12 protein-coding genes are annotated in these 16,895 nt (G+C 73.3%); 9 read left to right on the top strand and 3 right to left on the bottom strand.

Annotated features, from left to right (window positions below):
- Positions 1-20 precede the first annotated feature (20 nt).
- Positions 21-2,621 (bottom strand): AfsR/SARP family transcriptional regulator, encoded by a 2,601-nt coding sequence (locus tag OHS17_RS32985; RefSeq protein WP_330315478.1) that lies wholly within the window; start codon positions 2,619-2,621, stop codon positions 21-23.
- 235 nt (positions 2,622-2,856) lie between these two features.
- Between OHS17_RS32985 and OHS17_RS32980 the strand changes: the two genes are divergently transcribed.
- The 8 genes from OHS17_RS32980 to OHS17_RS32945 are packed head-to-tail and all read left to right on the top strand — an operon-like array spanning position 2,857 to position 13,792.
- Entirely contained in the window at positions 2,857-4,674 is a 1,818-nt protein-coding gene (locus OHS17_RS32980; protein ID WP_330315477.1) for a fatty acyl-AMP ligase, read from the top strand.
- Positions 4,668-6,416, top strand: coding sequence for an acyl-CoA dehydrogenase (locus tag OHS17_RS32975; protein ID WP_330315476.1), 1,749 nt, complete (start codon positions 4,668-4,670; stop codon positions 6,414-6,416). The genes OHS17_RS32980 and OHS17_RS32975 overlap by 7 nt, the downstream gene beginning before the upstream one ends.
- A 35-nt stretch (positions 6,417-6,451) precedes the next feature.
- On the top strand, positions 6,452-6,742 hold the full coding sequence (locus OHS17_RS32970; protein ID WP_330315475.1) for an acyl carrier protein: 291 nt from the start codon (positions 6,452-6,454) through the stop codon (positions 6,740-6,742).
- On the top strand, positions 6,739-9,741 hold the full coding sequence (locus OHS17_RS32965; protein WP_330315474.1) for a type I polyketide synthase: 3,003 nt from the start codon (positions 6,739-6,741) through the stop codon (positions 9,739-9,741). The genes OHS17_RS32970 and OHS17_RS32965 overlap by 4 nt, the downstream gene beginning before the upstream one ends.
- On the top strand, positions 9,738-10,784 hold the full coding sequence (locus OHS17_RS32960; RefSeq protein WP_330315473.1) for a 3-oxoacyl-ACP synthase III family protein: 1,047 nt from the start codon (positions 9,738-9,740) through the stop codon (positions 10,782-10,784). The genes OHS17_RS32965 and OHS17_RS32960 overlap by 4 nt, the downstream gene beginning before the upstream one ends.
- Positions 10,781-12,709, top strand: coding sequence for an HAD-IIIC family phosphatase (locus tag OHS17_RS32955; protein WP_330315472.1), 1,929 nt, complete (start codon positions 10,781-10,783; stop codon positions 12,707-12,709). Before OHS17_RS32960 ends, OHS17_RS32955 begins: the two co-directional genes overlap by 4 nt.
- The gene (locus tag OHS17_RS32950; RefSeq protein ID WP_330315471.1) at positions 12,684-12,929 is read left to right on the top strand and encodes an acyl carrier protein; all 246 of its coding nucleotides are present in this window, start codon (positions 12,684-12,686) and stop codon (positions 12,927-12,929) included. Before OHS17_RS32955 ends, OHS17_RS32950 begins: the two co-directional genes overlap by 26 nt.
- A gap of 2 nt (positions 12,930-12,931) precedes the next feature.
- On the top strand, positions 12,932-13,792 hold the full coding sequence (locus tag OHS17_RS32945; RefSeq protein WP_383168747.1) for a 4'-phosphopantetheinyl transferase family protein: 861 nt from the start codon (positions 12,932-12,934) through the stop codon (positions 13,790-13,792).
- Here the strand turns inward: OHS17_RS32945 and OHS17_RS32940 are convergent.
- Together OHS17_RS32940 and OHS17_RS32935 are read right to left on the bottom strand one after the other, a co-directional pair.
- Entirely contained in the window at positions 13,772-14,695 is a 924-nt protein-coding gene (locus tag OHS17_RS32940; RefSeq protein ID WP_330315469.1) for an AfsA-related hotdog domain-containing protein, read from the bottom strand. The two genes, OHS17_RS32945 and OHS17_RS32940, sit on opposite strands and share 21 nt — an antisense overlap.
- Positions 14,696-14,813: 118 nt before the next feature.
- Entirely contained in the window at positions 14,814-15,824 is a 1,011-nt protein-coding gene (locus OHS17_RS32935) for a helix-turn-helix transcriptional regulator (protein WP_330315468.1), read from the bottom strand.
- Positions 15,825-15,978: 154 nt separating this feature from the next.
- Here OHS17_RS32935 and OHS17_RS32930 point away from each other — a divergent pair, with 154 nt between their 5' ends.
- Positions 15,979-16,173 carry a hypothetical protein gene (locus tag OHS17_RS32930; protein WP_330315467.1) on the top strand — a complete coding sequence of 65 codons (195 nt, stop codon included), beginning with the start codon at positions 15,979-15,981 and terminating at the stop codon, positions 16,171-16,173.
- Positions 16,174-16,895 lie beyond the last annotated feature (722 nt).

Below are 16,895 nucleotides of genomic sequence, written 5' to 3'. Positions count from 1 at the left end.
CCGGCCGATCCCGCCCCCCTCTACGCCGCCGAGCGCAGCCGCCAGACCCCCGGGCGGACCTCCGAGCAGTCCGGGGCCGGGGTGCGCAGTGCCGCCAGCCGGCGCCGGGCATAGGACTCCAGACGGGCGTCACCCAGGACCACCGCCTCGGACAGGCACTGGCCGAAGTGCTCCTCGGCGGTGGCCGGGCGCCCGCACTCGACCGCGAGCAACCCCATCACCCGCAGCGCTTCGAACCGGGCACGGGGGTCCTGCGCGGCCGCGTCCAGAGCGGGGGAGAGGAGGGCCGCCGCGCCGTCGACCGCGCCCGCGTCCAGCCGCAGATCGGCCAGGCCCGTCAGGGCGCGGCTCCGTTCGAGCAGGTCGGAGGCGATGTCGGCGGCCAGCAGGGCCCGTTCGTACAGTTCACCGGCGGCCGGCAGTTCGCGCCGCTGCCAGGCCAGGTCGCCCAGCGAGCGCAACAGCCGTGCCTGGGCCGGGAGATCGCCCAGCCGATGGGCGGCGTCCAGGGCCAGCCGGTGGCAGCTCTCCCAGTCGTCCCACGCGGCGAGGGTCTCCAGCAGACCGGTCAGCGCGTCGGTCAGGCGTACGGTCTGCTCCCACAGCCCGGACCGGGCCGCCTGCCGGACCATCGTGACGAACGCGGGCCGTTGCCGGGCCAGCCACTCCAGGGAGTGGGCCCCGTTCACCTGCCCGGAGACCTCGCGCAGCGCCTCCTCGTACGCGGCGCACAACCGGCCGGTGGCCGTCCGCACCGAGTCCGCCGGTTCGTGCGCGGCGAGCCGGTCCACCGCCAGCAGCCGCAGGGGTTCGGACAGCCGGTAGTACGCCGGGCGCCCGGCGCTCGGCAGTTCCTCCCGGACCAGCCCGGCCGCCACCAGCTCCGCCACCGCGGCTCGTGCGCCGGCCGCGTCCGTGCCCAGGACCGCGGCGGCCGACTCCGCCCCGAAAGGGCCCTCGGGCAGCAGTCCCAGCAGCCGGAACTCCCGCTGCCGCGTGCTGTCGACGTCCTCGTACGCCGTGCCCAGCCGGTCCAGGAACCCAGGGTCCACCGCGTCCAGTTCCACGAGCCGCCCCGGCGCGCCACGGAACCGGGCCGCCGCGCACGGTTCGGCGCGGGCGGCGGCGCGCAGCGCCAGCGGGAGCTGTCCGCACAGCTCGGCGATCTCCGTGGCCTCCGCCTCGTCCGGCGTCCCGGCACCGCGGCGCGCGGCCACCAACAGCCGCCGCGCGTCCCTGGGCGCGGGCACGTCGAGGAGGAGCACCCGCCCGTCCAGCCCGGGCGGCACCCGCCGACAGGTGACCAGGAACCTGGCCTCGGGCAGGGCCTTTGCCAAGGGCTCGACCTGGTCCGCGCGGTCCACCGAGTCCAGGACCACCAGCAGGCGCCGGCCGCCGGTCAGCCCCCGCAGCAGGTCCCGCAGTGCGCGGGCGTCCCCGGGCAGGGCGCCCTCGGCGCCGTACAGCCGGGCGATCCGCGCCACGGCCGCCGGACCGTCCATGCCCTCGCGGCCCTCGTGCGCGTCGGGCCGCATCCGGAGCAGGACCCGGCCGCCGGGGAAGCGCTCGCCCGCCCGGTGCGCGGCCTCCGTGGCCAGGGCGGTCTTGCCGACGCCCACCTGGCCGCCGAGGACCACGATCCGGCCGCCGGGCGCGGCCAGCAGCGCGGCCAGGGCACCCAGCTCCTCCTCGCGCCCGGTGAACAGCTGGTCGGCCGCGGGCAGCTCCACCACGGACCGGTGCGCGGCCGGGGCGTCGGGGCCGTCCGGCGTCCCCGGTTCCGGCACGGCACCCGGGACCTGGATCCGGGCACGGTCCGCTCCCGAGACCTCGACGGCGCCGCCGTGCCCCGTCGGCCGCAGCAGCTCCGGGTCGCCGCCCAGGATCTGCCGGTGCAGCGTCTGGAGTTCCAGGCCGGGATCGATGCCGAGTTCCTCCACCAGCCCGCGCCGCAGCCGGGCGAAGACCTGGAGGGCGTCCGCCTGCCGCCCCGACCGGTACAGGGCGACCATCAGGTGGGCGAAGAACTCCTCCCGCAGCGGGAACTCCGCGACCACCGACTGCAGCTCACCGATCAGGGCCTGCTGCCGTCCCAGGTGGAGGTCGGCCCGGATCCGCTGTTCCAGCGCCGCCGTCCGCACCTCCGTCATCCGCACCGCCGTGCCGTCCAGCAGCGGACCGTGCGGGGTGTCCGAAAGCAGGGGGCCGCGCCACAGCGCCAGGGCCTGGCGCTGAAGCCGCGAAGCGGCCTCGTACTCGCGCTGCTCCATCCGCTCCTGCCCGCGCTCGTACAGCTCCTGGAAGACGGTGAGGTCCAGCTGCGCGGGGTCCAGCCGCAGTTCGTAGCCGGGCGCCCGGGTCACCAGCGCTTCCCTGCCGTACTCGGCGTCCGCCTCGTCCAGCAGCTTGCGCAGCTGGGACACGTACACCTGCAACGTGGTGGTGGCCGTACGGGGCGGCTCCTCGCCCCACAGCTCGTCGATCAGGGTGTCCACGGAGACGATCTCGTTCGCCCGTACCAGGAGCGCGGCCAGGACCACCCGGATCTTCGCGGCGCGCGGTGTCAGGTTTCCGGACCCCCCGGAGTCCGGCTCCGGCCCTCCGGCCCTGCCTACCTCCAACGGACCCAGTATTCGAAAACGCATACGCCCTCCCCCGGCTGATTTCGATCGCCAGGCTAGGCACGCGACCGACCCCGGCTCCGGACAGGCGCCCCCCTGAACCGGGCGCCGCAACCCCCGCACACGCACGCTGCAAGCCCCGCTTTAGCCGCGGAACGGACGATGCGGGCGCCCAGGTGGGAGCGGACGAGGGGCGTACCGCTGCTGCCCCGAGCGCACCACGAGGGGGCCTACGTTGACCGAGTACCGAACGTTCACCGAGCTGATCATGGATCGGGCACGGGCCCTGGGCGAGGCGGACGCGCACATCTTCCTGCGCGACACGGCCGCGGGCACGGTCGAGGAACGGCTCTCGTACGCGGACCTCGACGCCGCCGCGCGCAGCCTGGCCGTCCGGCTGCGCTCCCATGGCGCCCAGGGCCAGCCGGTGCTGCTGCTCCACCCGCAGGGCCCCGAATTCCTCAAGGCGTTCGTCGGCTGCCTCTACGCGGGCGCCATCGCGGTGCCCGCCCCGCTCCCCGGCGACCGGGGCGAGCGCTTGCACCGGGTCTCCGGGATCATCAAGGACACCGGCGCGCGGCTCGTCCTCACCGACGCGGCGAGCGCCGCCGAAGTGTCCCTGTGGCTCGCCATGGAGACCCGCGCCGAAGCCGTCGTCCTGGCCTCCGACATCGTCGGCGCGACCTCGGCCGCGCAGGACTGGGAACCGCCCGCGACCGGCCCCGACGACCTGGCCTTCCTCCAGTACACGTCCGGCTCCACCACCCGGCCCCGTGGTGTCATGGTCAGCCACCGCAATCTCCTCGCCAACGAGGCGGCCATCGGACGGGCGCTCGGCACCTCACCCGCCGACCGGTTCGGCAGCTGGCTGCCGCACTACCACGACATGGGCCTGATCGCGCACCTGCTGCACCCCCTGTGGCTGGGTTCCGCGTCCGTCCAGATGTCCGCCACCGCCTTCGTCAAACGGCCCGTCAACTGGCTCCGGATGATCTCCGAACACGGGGTGACCGTCGGCGGCGGACCGAACTTCTGCTACGACCTGTGCCTGCGGCGGGTCACCGACGCCCAGCTCGCCGGACTCGACCTATCCGGCTGGCGACTCGCCCTCAACGGTGCCGAACCGGTCCGCGCCGACACCCTCGACGCCTTCGCCGCCCGGTTCGCCGCCGCGGGCCTGCGCCCCGGAAGCGTGTACCCGGCCTACGGCCTCGCCGAAGCCACCCTCGTCGTCTCCGGGACCACCCCGGGCGCCCCGTACCGCCACCGCGCCGTCGACCCGGCCGCTCTCGAACGCGACGAACTGCGCGCCCCCGCGCCCGGCGAGGCCTCCCGCACGCTGGTCTCCAGCGGCCCGGTCGACCAGGACTTCGACCTGCGCATCGTGGACCCCGTCAGCGGCAGCCCGCTGCCCGCCGGCCGGGTGGGCGAGATCTGGCTGCGCGGCGACAGCGTCGCCCAGGGCTACTGGCGGCGCCCCTCCGAGACCGCGCACACCTTCCACGCGGTCCTGGCCGGCGGCGACTCCGGCTTCCTGCGTACCGGGGACCTGGGCGTCGTCGAGGACGGCGAGCTGTACGTCACCGGGCGGCTGAAGGACGTCATCATCCTCAACGGCCGCAACATCTACCCCCAGGACGTCGAATGGGCCGTCCGCGAGATCGACCCGGCGCTCGGAGCCGGCGGCGGCGCGGTCTTCACCGTGGACGCCGACCGCGAACAACTCGTCATCGTGCACGAGGTGCGCGTCCCCCACACCGACACGGCACGGCTCCAGGACCTGACCCGCCGGATCCAGACCCTGGCCGGACGCGACTTCGACGTGCCCGTCGGCAACGTCGTCCTGGTCCGGCCCGGCACCCTGCGCCGCACCACGAGCGGCAAGATCCAGCGCGCCCTGATGCGGAAACTGTTTCTGAGAGGCGGCCTCTCCAGCCTCCACGAAGTCCTCGACCCCGCCGTGCGCGCCCTGGTGGACGCCCCCCTTCTGCCGGCCGACGACGAGGCCGTCCCCGCGTCGGCGGCCCGCCGGGCCCAGGACCTGCCGTGGTGAGCACCCTCACGCTCGGACCCCGGCCCCGTACCCCCGGTGCGCCGGCGGGGGACCGGGCCGCCGAGCTGGAGCGCCTGCTGGGAGACCCCACCGACGCCCGCAACCCCACCGGGTACGCGAAGCTGCTGGTCGCCGACCGGCGCGGCACGCTGTCCGCGGACGCGGAAGCCCTCCTCGACGAGTTCGGCCTGAACGCCGAGTACGTGCCGCGCGAACTCGGCGGGCGCTTCGACTCCGCCGAGACCCTGCTGCGCGTGATGCGCCCCGTCTTCCGGCGCGACGCCGCCCTCGGCGCCGGCTACGGCATGAGCACCTTCATGGCCGCGTCGGACGTGTGGATGAGCGGCAGCACGGACCAGCGCGACTGGCTCGCCCGGCTGCTGCTGTCCGGCTCCAAAGCGGCCATCGCCCAGCACGAGACCGCCCACACGAACGACTTCGTCCGCAGCCAGGTGGCCGCCACCCGCACCGCGGCCGGCCTGTCCGTGAGCGGCGCCAAGTCCGTCGTCAACAACCTGCACCGGGCCGACGCCCTCGTGCTGTTCTGCCGGACGGACGACCGCCCCGGCAGCGGCAGCCACTCCGCCCTCCTGCTGGATCCGCGGACCCTGCCGGCCGACCGCTACCGGGTCACCCGCCGCCGTCCCCGTACCGGCATGCGCGGCTGCCACTTCGACTCCGTCGCGTTCGAGGACTGCCCGGTGCCCGAGCAGGCCCTGCTCGGCCCGCTCGGCAGCGGCGTGCCCACCTCCCTGCGGTCCTTCCAGATGAGCCGCACCGTCATGGCCTCCCTGGTCGCCGCCGCCGTGGACACCTGCCTGCGTACCGCCGTCCTCGTCGACCGCACCCAGAAACCCGGGCACGGCGCCCCCGTCGACCCCGAGCACACGGCGATCACCCTGGCGAACGCCTTCGTGAACCTGCTGTTCTACGACTGCCTGGCCGTCGTCGCCACCCGCGCCCTGCACCTGCACCCGGCCGAGACCAGCGTCTACTCGGCCGCGGTCAAGTCGCTGCTGCCGCGCGTGCTCAGCGACACGATGTACGACCTGTCCACCGTCCTCGGCTCGCAGCTCTACACCCGGGGCGGCACCGTCGGCGTCTTCCAGAAGCACCTGCGGGACGTGCCCGTGGTCAGCCTGGGACACGCGGGAACCGTCGCCTGCCAGGCGACGATCATCCCTCAGCTCCCGGCCCTGGCCGCCCGGTCCTGGTTCAACGAACCGCCCGCATCCGACGCCCTGTTCAAGCCCGGCGCCCCGCTGCCCCCGTTCGACTACGACCAGCTGGCGCTGGCCTGCGGGCGCGACAGCCTCAGCGCCTCCCTCGTGGAGACCGCGGGGACGCTGACCGGCCGGAGCCCCGTCGAGCGTGCCCTGCGCGAACTCGCCGGGCAGATGGTCGACGAACTCCGGGACCTGCGCACCCGCGTGCTGGCCCTGCCCCCGCCCGGTGGCGGAGCCCCTGTGAGCCCCGTCTGGTTCACGCTCACCGACCGGTACGTCCTGGTGCTCGCCGCCGCGGCCGTCCTCGGCGTGTGGCGGCACGGCGACGCGGACCGGGACCCCTTCCTCGCCGACCCCGCCTGGGCGGCCCTGGCCCTGCACCACATCGCCCGGCGCCTCGGCGCCCCCGGCGTCGACATGCCCGCCGAGTGCACGGCCCGGATCCACCAGGAGGTCCTCGCCCGCTTCGGCGACCAGCGCAGCTACGACCTGTACAACGTCCCCCTTCCCGGCTGACCGACCGGCATGGCCTTGCACCGAAGGAGTCCGGCATGACCCTGCCCGCGCCGCCGCGCAGCGCGGCTGCCCCGCTGTACGGGTGGCTGACCGACCGGCTCGCCGTTTACCTGGACCGGGAGCCCGAAAGCATCGACCCCACCGTTCCGCTCGCCGTGTACGGCATGGACTCGGTGTGCGCACTGAGCCTCTGCGGCGACGTGGAGGACGAGTTCGGCATCCCGGTCGACCCGTCCATGGCCTGGGACCACTCCACGGTGGCCGCACTGGCCCAGCACCTGGCCTCGCGCGGCGTCCGGGTCCCGGCCGGCCGGACGCGCCCGTGACGGGCGCGGGCGCGGTGGCCGTCGTCGGGATGGACTGCGTCTTCCCCGGCGCGGTCGGTGCCGAGAGCTACTGGGAGCTGCTCGTCCGCGGCGGCGACAGCATCGGCGAGCTGCCCGCCGGGCGGCGCGAGGGGACCGGCTTCGACGCCTCCGTGCGCGGAGGGTTCATCGAGGACATCGCCACCTTCGACAACGACTTCTTCACCGTCTCGCCCCGCGAGGCCGCGGCCATGGACCCGCAGCACCGGCTGCTCCTCCAGTGCGCGTGGCGGGCGCTGGAGGACTCCGGCCAGTCCCCGGCCGCCCTCGCCGGCAGCGACACGGGGGTCTTTGTCGGGGCGATGGGCAGCGAGTGGGCCCAGCTCCACATGTCCGACCACTCCCGGGTCACCCCGCAGCTCGGCGCCGGCACCAGCTCCTGCATGGCCGCCAACCGGATCTCGTACCACCTCGACCTCAAAGGCCCCAGCCTCGCCGTCGACACCGCCTGCTCCTCCTCCCTCGTCGCCGTGCACCTGGCCGTCAACTCCCTGCTGGCGGGGGAGTGCGGCACCGCGCTCGCCGGAGGCGTCAACCTCGTGCTGACCCCGGCCCTCGGCCGCGTCTACGCGCAGATGGGCCTGGCCGCCCCCGACGGCCGCTGCAAGCCCTTCAGCGCCGACGCGGACGGCATCGGGCGCAGTGACGGAGCGGGCACCGTCGTGCTGCGACGGCTGGAGGACGCGCTCGCCGACGGACAGCGCGTGTACGCCGTCATCCGGGGCTCCGCGGTCAACCAGGACGGCCGCAGCAACGGGGTCACCGCCCCCAACCGGTGGTCGCAGCGCGAGGTCGTCGCCGCCGCCTACCGGCGCGCCGGAGTCACCCCCGACCGCATCCGGTTCATCGAGGCCCACGGCACCGGCACCGCGCTCGGCGACATCATCGAGTGCGCCGCCCTCGGCGAACTCCACGCCGTGCAGCGCCCCGAGCCCTGCGCCATCGGCTCCGTCAAGGGCAACCTGGGGCACACGGAGGGCGCCGCCGGCATCGCCGGCCTCATCAAGGTCGCGCTCGCCCTGCACCACCGCCTCGTACCCGCCAGCCGCCACGCCGCCCGCGAGAACCCCCAGCTCCGGCTCGCCGAGCGCGGACTGAGCCTGCTCAAGGCGCCCCTGCGGCTCCCGGCCGGAGAAGTCCTCGCCGGAGTCAGCAGCTTCGGGATGGGCGGCACCAACGCCCACGTCGTCCTCGCCGGAGCTCCGCGGGTGCGCCGCGCACCCGCTCGCCGGACCCGTACCGCCGCCCCCGTCGGCGTGTTCACCGTCTCCGGCAACACCCCCGAGGCGCTGCGCCGCAACCTCGCCTGTCAGGCCGAGGCCGTCGACCGCCGACCGCGCGGCGACGCCGCCGCCCTGTGCTGGACCAGCAACCAGGTCAAGACCGGCCTGGGCTACCGGGCCGCGATCACCGCCCGCGACACCACGGAACTGGCGACCGCCCTGAGAGCGGCCGCCGACGATGCCCAGCTGCGGGCCGGTATCGCCGACCGGGCCTGGCACCCCCCGGCCGTCGGCTTCCTCTTCAGCGGCCAGGGCGTCCAGGAACCGGGCATGACCGCCGGTCTCTACCGCGACAGCGCCGCCTACCGCCGCCACCTCGATGAGGCCGACGCCGCACTCGCCCCGCACCTGGGCGGCTCGGTCCGCGACCTGATCCTCGGCGAGGACCCGGCCGTCCACCGCACCGGCTGGGCCCAGCCCGCCCTGTTCGCCGTCGGCTACGCGCTGTGGCGCACCCTGGGCGACCTCGGGGTCCACCCCGACGCCGTGCTCGGCCACAGCGTCGGCGAGTTCGCCGCGGCCGTCGCCGCCGGTGCGCTCACCCTGGAGGACGCCGTCCGGCTGATCGCCGTACGGGCCCGGCTGATGGAGGAACTCCCCGAAGGCGGCGGCATGCTCTCCGTGCGCGCGGACGCGGCCGAGGCACGGGAGGTGCTGGGGACCCTCCCGCCCGCCACCCGGCGCACGGTGGCCGTGGCCGCCGTCAACGGGCCCGGCAGCACGGTCCTGTCCGGTGCCCTGGAGGCACTCGACACCGTCGCCGCCGCACTGCGCGCGGCCGGTATCCGCAGCAGCCGGCTGCGCGTCTCGCACGCCTTCCACTCACCGCTGACCGAACCGGCCCTGGACCGGTTCGCCGAGTCCGCCGCCGGGGTCGCCTGCGCCGCCCCCCGCATCCCCTTCGCCTCCACCCGCTACGGGCGCATGCTCGGCGACGAGCCGCTGGACGCCGCGTACTGGCGGGAACAGGCCCGAGAACCGGTGCTGTTCGAAGCGGCACTGGACGCCCTGATGGCCGACCTGATGCCCGGGGTGCTGATCGAGATCGGCCCCGCCCCCCAGCTCGTCCAGCTCGCCGGCCGGACCGGACTGCCCGGGGGAGTCCGGCTGCTGCACCCCGCGCCCGGCATCCACGCGGGTGGCGCCGACCTCGCCGAGACCGTCGCCGCCCTCTACCGTTGCGGACTCGACCCGCACTGGCAGGAGCTGTACGAGCCCGCGCACCGCACCGTGGAGCGGCTGGTGCCGTACGCGTTCGCCACCGAGCACCGGTACTGGCACGCGCCGGTGCCCCGTGCCGCCACCATGACCGCGGCCCCGGACCCCGTTGCCCCCGGCGGGCCCGGGGCCGCATCCTCGGCCGACGCCGGTACCGGAGCTCCTGCCGGTCCGGCCGCCCCCGCGCCGCGCGGGCCCGAGGACCCCGTGCTCGGAGCCGTGATCGCCGCCGTCGTCGAGGTCGGCGGATACGACCCGGCCCGGGTCGGCCACGAGACCCGGTTCTACGCCGACCTCGGCTTCGACTCCGTGATGATCATGCAGCTCAAGGACCGCGTCGAATCGAAACTGCCGCAGACCGGCAGCGCCACCGTCCAGCAAATCCTCCCGGCCCTGCGGACGGTGGGCTCGCTCGCCGCGTTCCTCGGCGAGTGGATCAGCGTAGGAGCCACCCCATGAGCCGCCCCACGGGCACGCCCGTACCCGCCTTCCACATCGCCGGCACCGCCGCCGCCCTGCCCGGACCCGCCGTCACCAACGCCTCCCTCGGCAAGGTCTTCGGCATCAGCGAGGAGTGGATCGACCTCTTCGTGGGCACCCGCACCCGCCACTTCGGCTGGGACCTGGGCACCGGCGAGGTCCTGCACTCCCTGGCCGACCTGTGCGCCGAGGCCGCAGGCCGGGCGCTGGACGCGTCCGGATTCGCCGCCTCCGAACTCGACTTCCTGGTCCTCACCACCACCACCCCCGACACCCTGCTCCCGACCACGGCCACCCAGGTCGCGGACCGGCTCGGGCTCAACTACCTGCCCGTGTACCAGATCCAGGCGGGCTGTGCGGGCGCCGTCCAGGCCCTCGACCTCGGCCGCGCGCTGATCGCCTCCGGCCACCGGGCCGGACTCGTCGTCGGCGGGGACGTCACCGCACGCTTCCTCGACCCCACGCGCGGCGCCGCCACCCTGCCCACCCAGGAGCTCATCAACTACGTGCTGTTCGGCGACGGCGCGGGCGCGGCCGTCGTCAGCGCGGACCCGGAGGGCGAGGCCATCGGCGTACGGGCGCTGCTCAACTGCTTCACCGGGCAGGGCCGCGCCCCGGGCCAGACCATCGACTGGGAGGGGCCCGCCCGCCGGGACCCGGACCGCCGCATGCTCCACGAGGACTACAAGGCCATCGAGGAGGGCGTGCCCGTCATGGCGGGGGAGATCCTCTGGCAGCTGCTGGAGACCACCGGCTGGAGCTCCGACACGATCGACTTCCTGTTGCCGCCCCAGCTCTCCGGCCGGATGACCCGGCGCATCGTCGAGGATCTGGCGCTGCCCGGCCCCCGGGAGATCTCCTGCGTCGCCGAAACCGGAAACACCGGAAACGCCCTGCCGTTCGTCCAGCTCGACCGCCTCGTACCGGAGCTCCGCCCCGGAGACCGGGCCCTGGCCCTCGTCGTCGAGTCCAGCAAATGGATCAAGGCGGGTCTCGCCCTGGAGAAGGAGGACGCACGGTGACCACACCGCTGGAGGAACTCCGCGCACTGCACACCACCGGGAGACTCGCCGCCCGCTATCCGCGGGTCCGCTCCCTGCTGGCCGAGATCACCGACGACCCGTCCCGGACGGAGACCGACCTGCTGTCCGAACTGCGCCGCTGCGGCCGCGTCCTGGCCTCCCTGCGCACCGAGGACGTCCTCGCCGGCCATCCGGCGACGCCCGTGGTCACCGTCGCCGTCACCGGCCACTCCACGCTGGCCCAGCTCACCGACCCGCTGACCGCCGAGCTTGCCCGGCACGGCCTGCTGGCCCACCAGGTCCACGGCACCCACGGTGCCTACCTGCGCGATCTCACCGACCCCGGCGGGGAGCTGCGCACCGCCCGCCCCGACCTCACCCTGTGCGTCATGGACGCCGACGCGGTCCTCGGCCGGCTCCCGCTGCCCTGGGGCCCCGACGACGTCGAGACCGCCTGCGCGGAACTCGCCGCCCACCTCACCCTCGTCGCCGAGGCGCACACCGCCCACGGCACCGGCACCCTGGTCCTCAACACCCTGCCGCTGCCCCGCCACTGCGCCCAGCAGCTCGTGGACCAGAGCGGGCGCGCCCGGCTGGGCGCGGTGTGGCGCGAGTTCAACGCCCGGCTGCTGCGCCTGACCGAGAGCCACCCCGCCCTCGTCGTCCTCGACCTCGACCCGGTCATCGCGTCCACGGGCCCGGCCGGCGATCCGCGACTGGCCCTCTACACCCGCTCGCCCTTCAGCGACGAGCTGTTCTCCGCCTACGCCCGCGACGCGGCCCACGTGCTGCGCTCCCGGTCCGGCCTGACCAAGAAGTGCCTCGTCCTCGACCTCGACAACACCCTGTGGGGCGGGGTCCTCGGCGAGGACGGGCCCGACGGCATCGCGCCGGGCGGCACCCTGATCGGGGAGCCGTACCGGGCCGTCCAGCGGGTGGCGAAACAACTCGCGGCCCAGGGGGTGCTGCTCGCCGTCAGCAGCAAGAACGACCCCGGCCCGGTCCGCGACGTGCTCGCCGGCCACCCCGACATGACCCTGCGCCCCGCGGACTTCGTCGCCGTCCACGCCGGCTGGGAGCCCAAGGACGGCAGCCTCCACGCCATCGCCCGGCGGCTGGGCATCTCCGCCGACTCCCTCGTCTTCCTCGACGACTCGCCCGCGGAGCGGGTCCTGATCCGCCGCCATCTGCCGGGCACCGCCGTCGTCCCGCTCGGCACCGAACCGGCCCTGCACCTGCACGCCCTGCTCCGGGACGGCTGGTTCGACACACCGCAGATCACCGACGACGACACCCGTCGCACCGTTCGCTACCAGGAGGCCGCCGCACGCGAGGAGTTCCGCGGGAGCACCGGATCCTACGAGGACTACCTGGCTGAGCTGCGTACCGAGGTCACCCTCTCCGAGCCCGAGCCGCACGAGATCCGCCGGCTCTCCCAGCTGTCGCTGCGCACCAACCAGTTCAACCTCACCGGCGAACGGGTCCAGGCCGACCGCGTCGCCGCCTTCCACCACACCGAGGGCCACCAGGTGCTCGCCGTCCGCGTCAGCGACCGCTTCGGCGACAGCGGCCTGGTCGGCGCGCTCTTCCTCCGCCGTGAGGGGAACACCCTGGCCGTGGACAACGTGTTCCTCAGCTGCCGGGCACTGGCCCGGGGCATCGAGGACGCCTGCCTGGCCACCGTACTGGCCCATGCCCGGGGTCAGCGCCTGGCCGCCGTGCGCGCCCGCTACCGGCCGACCCCCAGCAACGCGAGGGTGCGCGGCTTCTACCCGTCCCTCGGCTTCACACCGGAGGACGGAACGGACGGCGACGGCATCTGGTTCCGGCACACGCTGGACGCCCTGCCACCCGTACCGGGCCATCTGACACTCGACGCGCGACTCGGAGGGAGGGTCCATGGACACCACCTGCAACATCACTGATCTGCCCCGCTTCCTCACCCACGTCTGCGAGGAACTCGGTCTCGACCTGACCCCGCAGGATGCCGCCGCGGACTTCGACACCCTGCTGGACTGGGACTCGGTACACCTGCTGCGCCTGGTCATGCTCGCCGAGCGGGCCACCGGCCGGCCCGTCCCGGTCGCCCGGGTGCTCCAGGCCCGCAACCTCGCCGAGGTCCACCGTCTGGTGGTCGCCCCGTGACCATGGCCATCGGCGACCCCCTCGCCGTGACAGTGGCGGGTACCAACTGGACCGCCGTGCGCACCGAACTGGCGGCGCGCGGTACCGCGCTGGTGCACGGCCGCCTCGACGACTGGCGCCCCGCCGACCCCGGAGGGGCCGCGCTGCGCGCCACCCTCGGCCGGGACTGGGTCCGCTACCGGGACATCACGCACGAGGAGATACGCGACCAGTTCGCCGCCTCCCGCCTGTTGCTCAAACACGCCGCGGCCGCCGCGCTGGAGGCCGAGCCGCAGGACCTGGAACTGATGTACGGACCCACCGGCCGGCCGTACCTGCGCGGCTGCGACCAGATCGACATCAGCCTCAGCCACACCGACGACCTGCTGCTGGTCGGCCTGACCACGCGCGGCCTGGTCGGTGTGGACGCGGAGCGATCCGACCGGCGCATCTACAGCCGCGGGCTCGACCGGCACATCTGCACCCCGCACGAGCGGCTGCTCGTCTCCGAGCTGCCGGAGGAGGAGCGCAACCCGAGCCTGCTGCGGCTGTGGACGCTCAAGGAGGCGTACAGCAAGGCCATCGGGCAGGGCATGCGGTTCCGGTTCACCGAGTTCGGCTTCGGCCCCGACGGCCGGCCCACCCAGGTGCAGCGCCCGGACGGGACACCGGGAGCGGGCGACGAATGGTCCTTCCGGACATGTCTCCTCGTCAGCGACGGCCTGGAGTTCTGCGTCAGCGCCGCCGTCTACGACGCCGGGCTCGGCCGGACCGTGGACGCCCAGATCACCACCATGCTCGACTCCGACGCGGTGGCCGCGCTCACCGAGGCGCTGGAAGGGGAGTGGTCGCATGACTACTGGTCACAGGTCCTCGACCACTGAGGTGGTCGTCTCCAGGATCGCCCTGTCGGCCTGGATGAGGCTCAGGGAGACCGGCGCCAGTCGCCGCCCCCTTCCGTCCTTGCCGAGCGGCTCCCACACCGCCGCGCAGCGCAGCGGCAGGTCCGGTTCCGCGTAGCCCCGGAAGTGCGCCCGCAGCGAGGCCAGCGTGATCCGCCCGGCCGCCAGCCCGTGCGCCCGCACGGCGGTGTACAGCGACACCTGCCGCGCGGCCTCCAGCAGGACCCGCGCCGGGACCTCCCCGTCGACGGGCGGGGGCAGCACCACGTCGACGGAGAGCCGCCCGTCGGCCGTACCGGGGTTGCGCAGCAGCACGTCACGGGGGTCCCCGTACCCGATGTCGGCCGGGTCGACGGGAGAACCCGCCGGGGCGGGCGCGCCGCCCCCGCCGGCCGTGCCGCAGGCGGCGAGCAGCGCTGCGCGGCTGTGGCGGCGGTGGTTGGTGTGCACGCCGGGCGCCAGGAAGACCAGGCTGGCTTCCCCGGCACCGCAGGGACTGCCGTCGATCCGGATCGCCATGCGGAACTCCAGAACGCGCGGCACGCCGTCCACGACCTTGTCCGGGCGTACGCTCAGCCGGACGTCGAGCCGTCCGTCCGGCACCCGGCTGTGCAGGGCCGCGATGTCGTCCGCCCACAGCCCGAAGCGGTAGAAGACCGCCACGCGGTCGGGGTTCACGGCGAAGTGGCAGCGCCCGATGAACTCGGCGGCCTCCTGGACCGCACCGACCACGTCCAGCAGCTCATGGAAGCGCCGCCCCTGTGCGTTCCCGGCGGGGAACTCACAGACCAGGACGAACTCCTCCTCGGTGTCAGGTACGGCCGGTACCGGATGCTGCCACGACCTCGGCCGGTGGATCAGATGACGGACTGCGGGACTCCGCATACGTCACACCCCCTCAGAACCGGACCGGATACGGTCTCGGCCCGATCCACGGTGCCTTGAGGGAGGGTGCCGGAACCAGCCATCCGTGATGGCAGCAAGTGGCCCGGCACGTAATGCCTTACGTCATGCCGTTGGGGTCGTCGAGCATCCCGCTCGCGGCTGCGCTCACGCCCGCCTGGAACCGGCTGGTGGACTCCAGTTCCTCCATGATCTGGGAGATGTAGCGCCGGCAGGTCCGTACCGACATGCCCAGTCGTCGCGCCACCACCTCGTCCTTGTGCCCCTGGGCCATCAGCCTGACGATCGATCGTTTCAGGTCATCGGTCACGGCCGTGGGCTCCTCGGCCCCCGGTGAGAAGGACGTGGCGGCCGTCCACAGGTGCTCGTACACCTTGTAGAGGAAGGCCACGAGCGCCGGCTCGCGGACCACGACCGCCCCCGGGGCGCGTCCGTCCACGTTCTGCTCGGGGAGGAAGACGATCTCCCGGTCGTAGATGACGATGCGGTCGATCAGCTCGTCCGTCGTACGGACCTCGCCCCCGGCGGCCGTCACGACCCGTACGTACGCGGTGGTCGCCAGATCGCTGCGCACGGTGTGCTGGTAGAGGTGGCGCACCGTCACCCCGCGCGCCAGGCGCGTCAGTGTGAGCGGCCGCGCGTTGTCGAGGAAGTGGCTGGGTCTGGGGCCGCCGGGCTGTGCGGTGAGCACCTCCGTGCGGCACCGGGCGCCCCAGTCGTTGAGCATCGACTGCAGGACGCCGATGTCGCTGATGATGTCGAAGGCCTCGGCCTGGTTGCGGCGCTGGCGGCTCTCGAAGTACGTGGGCTCCAGAGCCCGCATCCGTGTGCGTACGTCGGTGACGGCCTGCTGGAGCTCACGGATCTGTGTCTCGGTGGGCCCGACGAGGTCGGCGGCGGCCGCGTCGGGGCTGACCGGGACGAAGGTGCCCGGCTCGCCGGGCGTGGGGTGGAGCAGGCTCAGGGTCTGCAGCTTCTTCTCGATCTGGGCGGCCTCTTCGAGGCTGATCCCGAGGGCCTCGGCCACTCCGTGCCGCGTGTACCGGCCATGGGTGACGGCGTGCTGATAAGCAATCGCACAGTCGTCGTCGAAGGCATCGGAGTGCGGCAAGTAAAGCGGTTCCCCGGCCATCCCTTTGGTCACTCCCCCGTACGCCATGGAACTAGTTGCCAGGCCACTTTACGTCATCGAGTTTCGCTTGGAAGTGACTTGAGCCGTTGGCAGTGTGTACCTCGCACCGCACGGATGTCTACAGGGGGTAACGATGAACAAGGTAGCGGCGAAGCGCATATTCTCGGGATTGCTCGTAACGTTCGGAATTTGGGGAAGTCTTGGAATGGGCTTGGCGGAAGCATCAACTCCGGATCTTCAGGCGAAGGTTGATATTTCCGGTTCGTCCCTCGCCGGTCACGTGCAGTTCCACGTCCTGGACGACCAGTGGGGTGTTGCCCACCCCTGACTCGAACCCGGGTCGGAGGCGCGCGTCCGCTCCCCGATCGGCCGACATGGCCGGTTGCGGGAGCTTTGCCGTTCCTGGGGCAACACGTGACCGATGGGGACTTGCTCCGCCCCGCTCCGCCCGACGGTGTGCGCCACTTCGCACGTGAATGCGCGTCAGTTTTCCCGAATGCTCCACGCATATGTCTCGCGCATGTGCACACGTAGAAAATAAGCCGTTCATTTGGCGGCCATCCTTTTAAATGTGTCAGCTTCTTCCGTGCTGCCTCGGTAATGTCCGGGTTTCCGTCCGGGCCGCGAGGGCATTACAGCATTCAAGCATTCGGATGCTCCGCGGCCGCGGTGCGATTCCGGCCGTGCGCGAGCCCGGGCCGTCAGAAGGAGGGGCGTCGCGTGCCCGACGACCCCACCGCTTCGGGGCAGGTCGACCGGTCCGGCCCGGACGTCGGCGCGGGGAACGTGTGCTCGGTCCCGCAGGACTGCCACGTACACGAGTGCGACTCGGGGCGGCTCGGCTTTCCCCGCGCCGCAGTTCCGGAGAATCGCGGGCCCGTCGCTCAGTGCTAATTGGGTGGCACCCAGTGCGAGCGAGAAAACAGGACCGGCGTCCGGTTTTCCGTCCGGCGCGGGCAGTGGAGAAACGGATCACGCTGCCGTCTTCATAAGGTCATCAACAGACGCGTGCGATAACCACACATGCACCCGCACCAGGTACGGGTGCCA

This window comes from Streptomyces sp. NBC_00523 (genome assembly GCF_036346615.1).
In the GTDB taxonomy this organism is placed as follows: domain Bacteria; phylum Actinomycetota; class Actinomycetes; order Streptomycetales; family Streptomycetaceae; genus Streptomyces.
The sequence above is the reverse complement of the archived record's forward strand: the minus strand, read 5'-3'. Positions and strand labels throughout refer to the sequence as shown.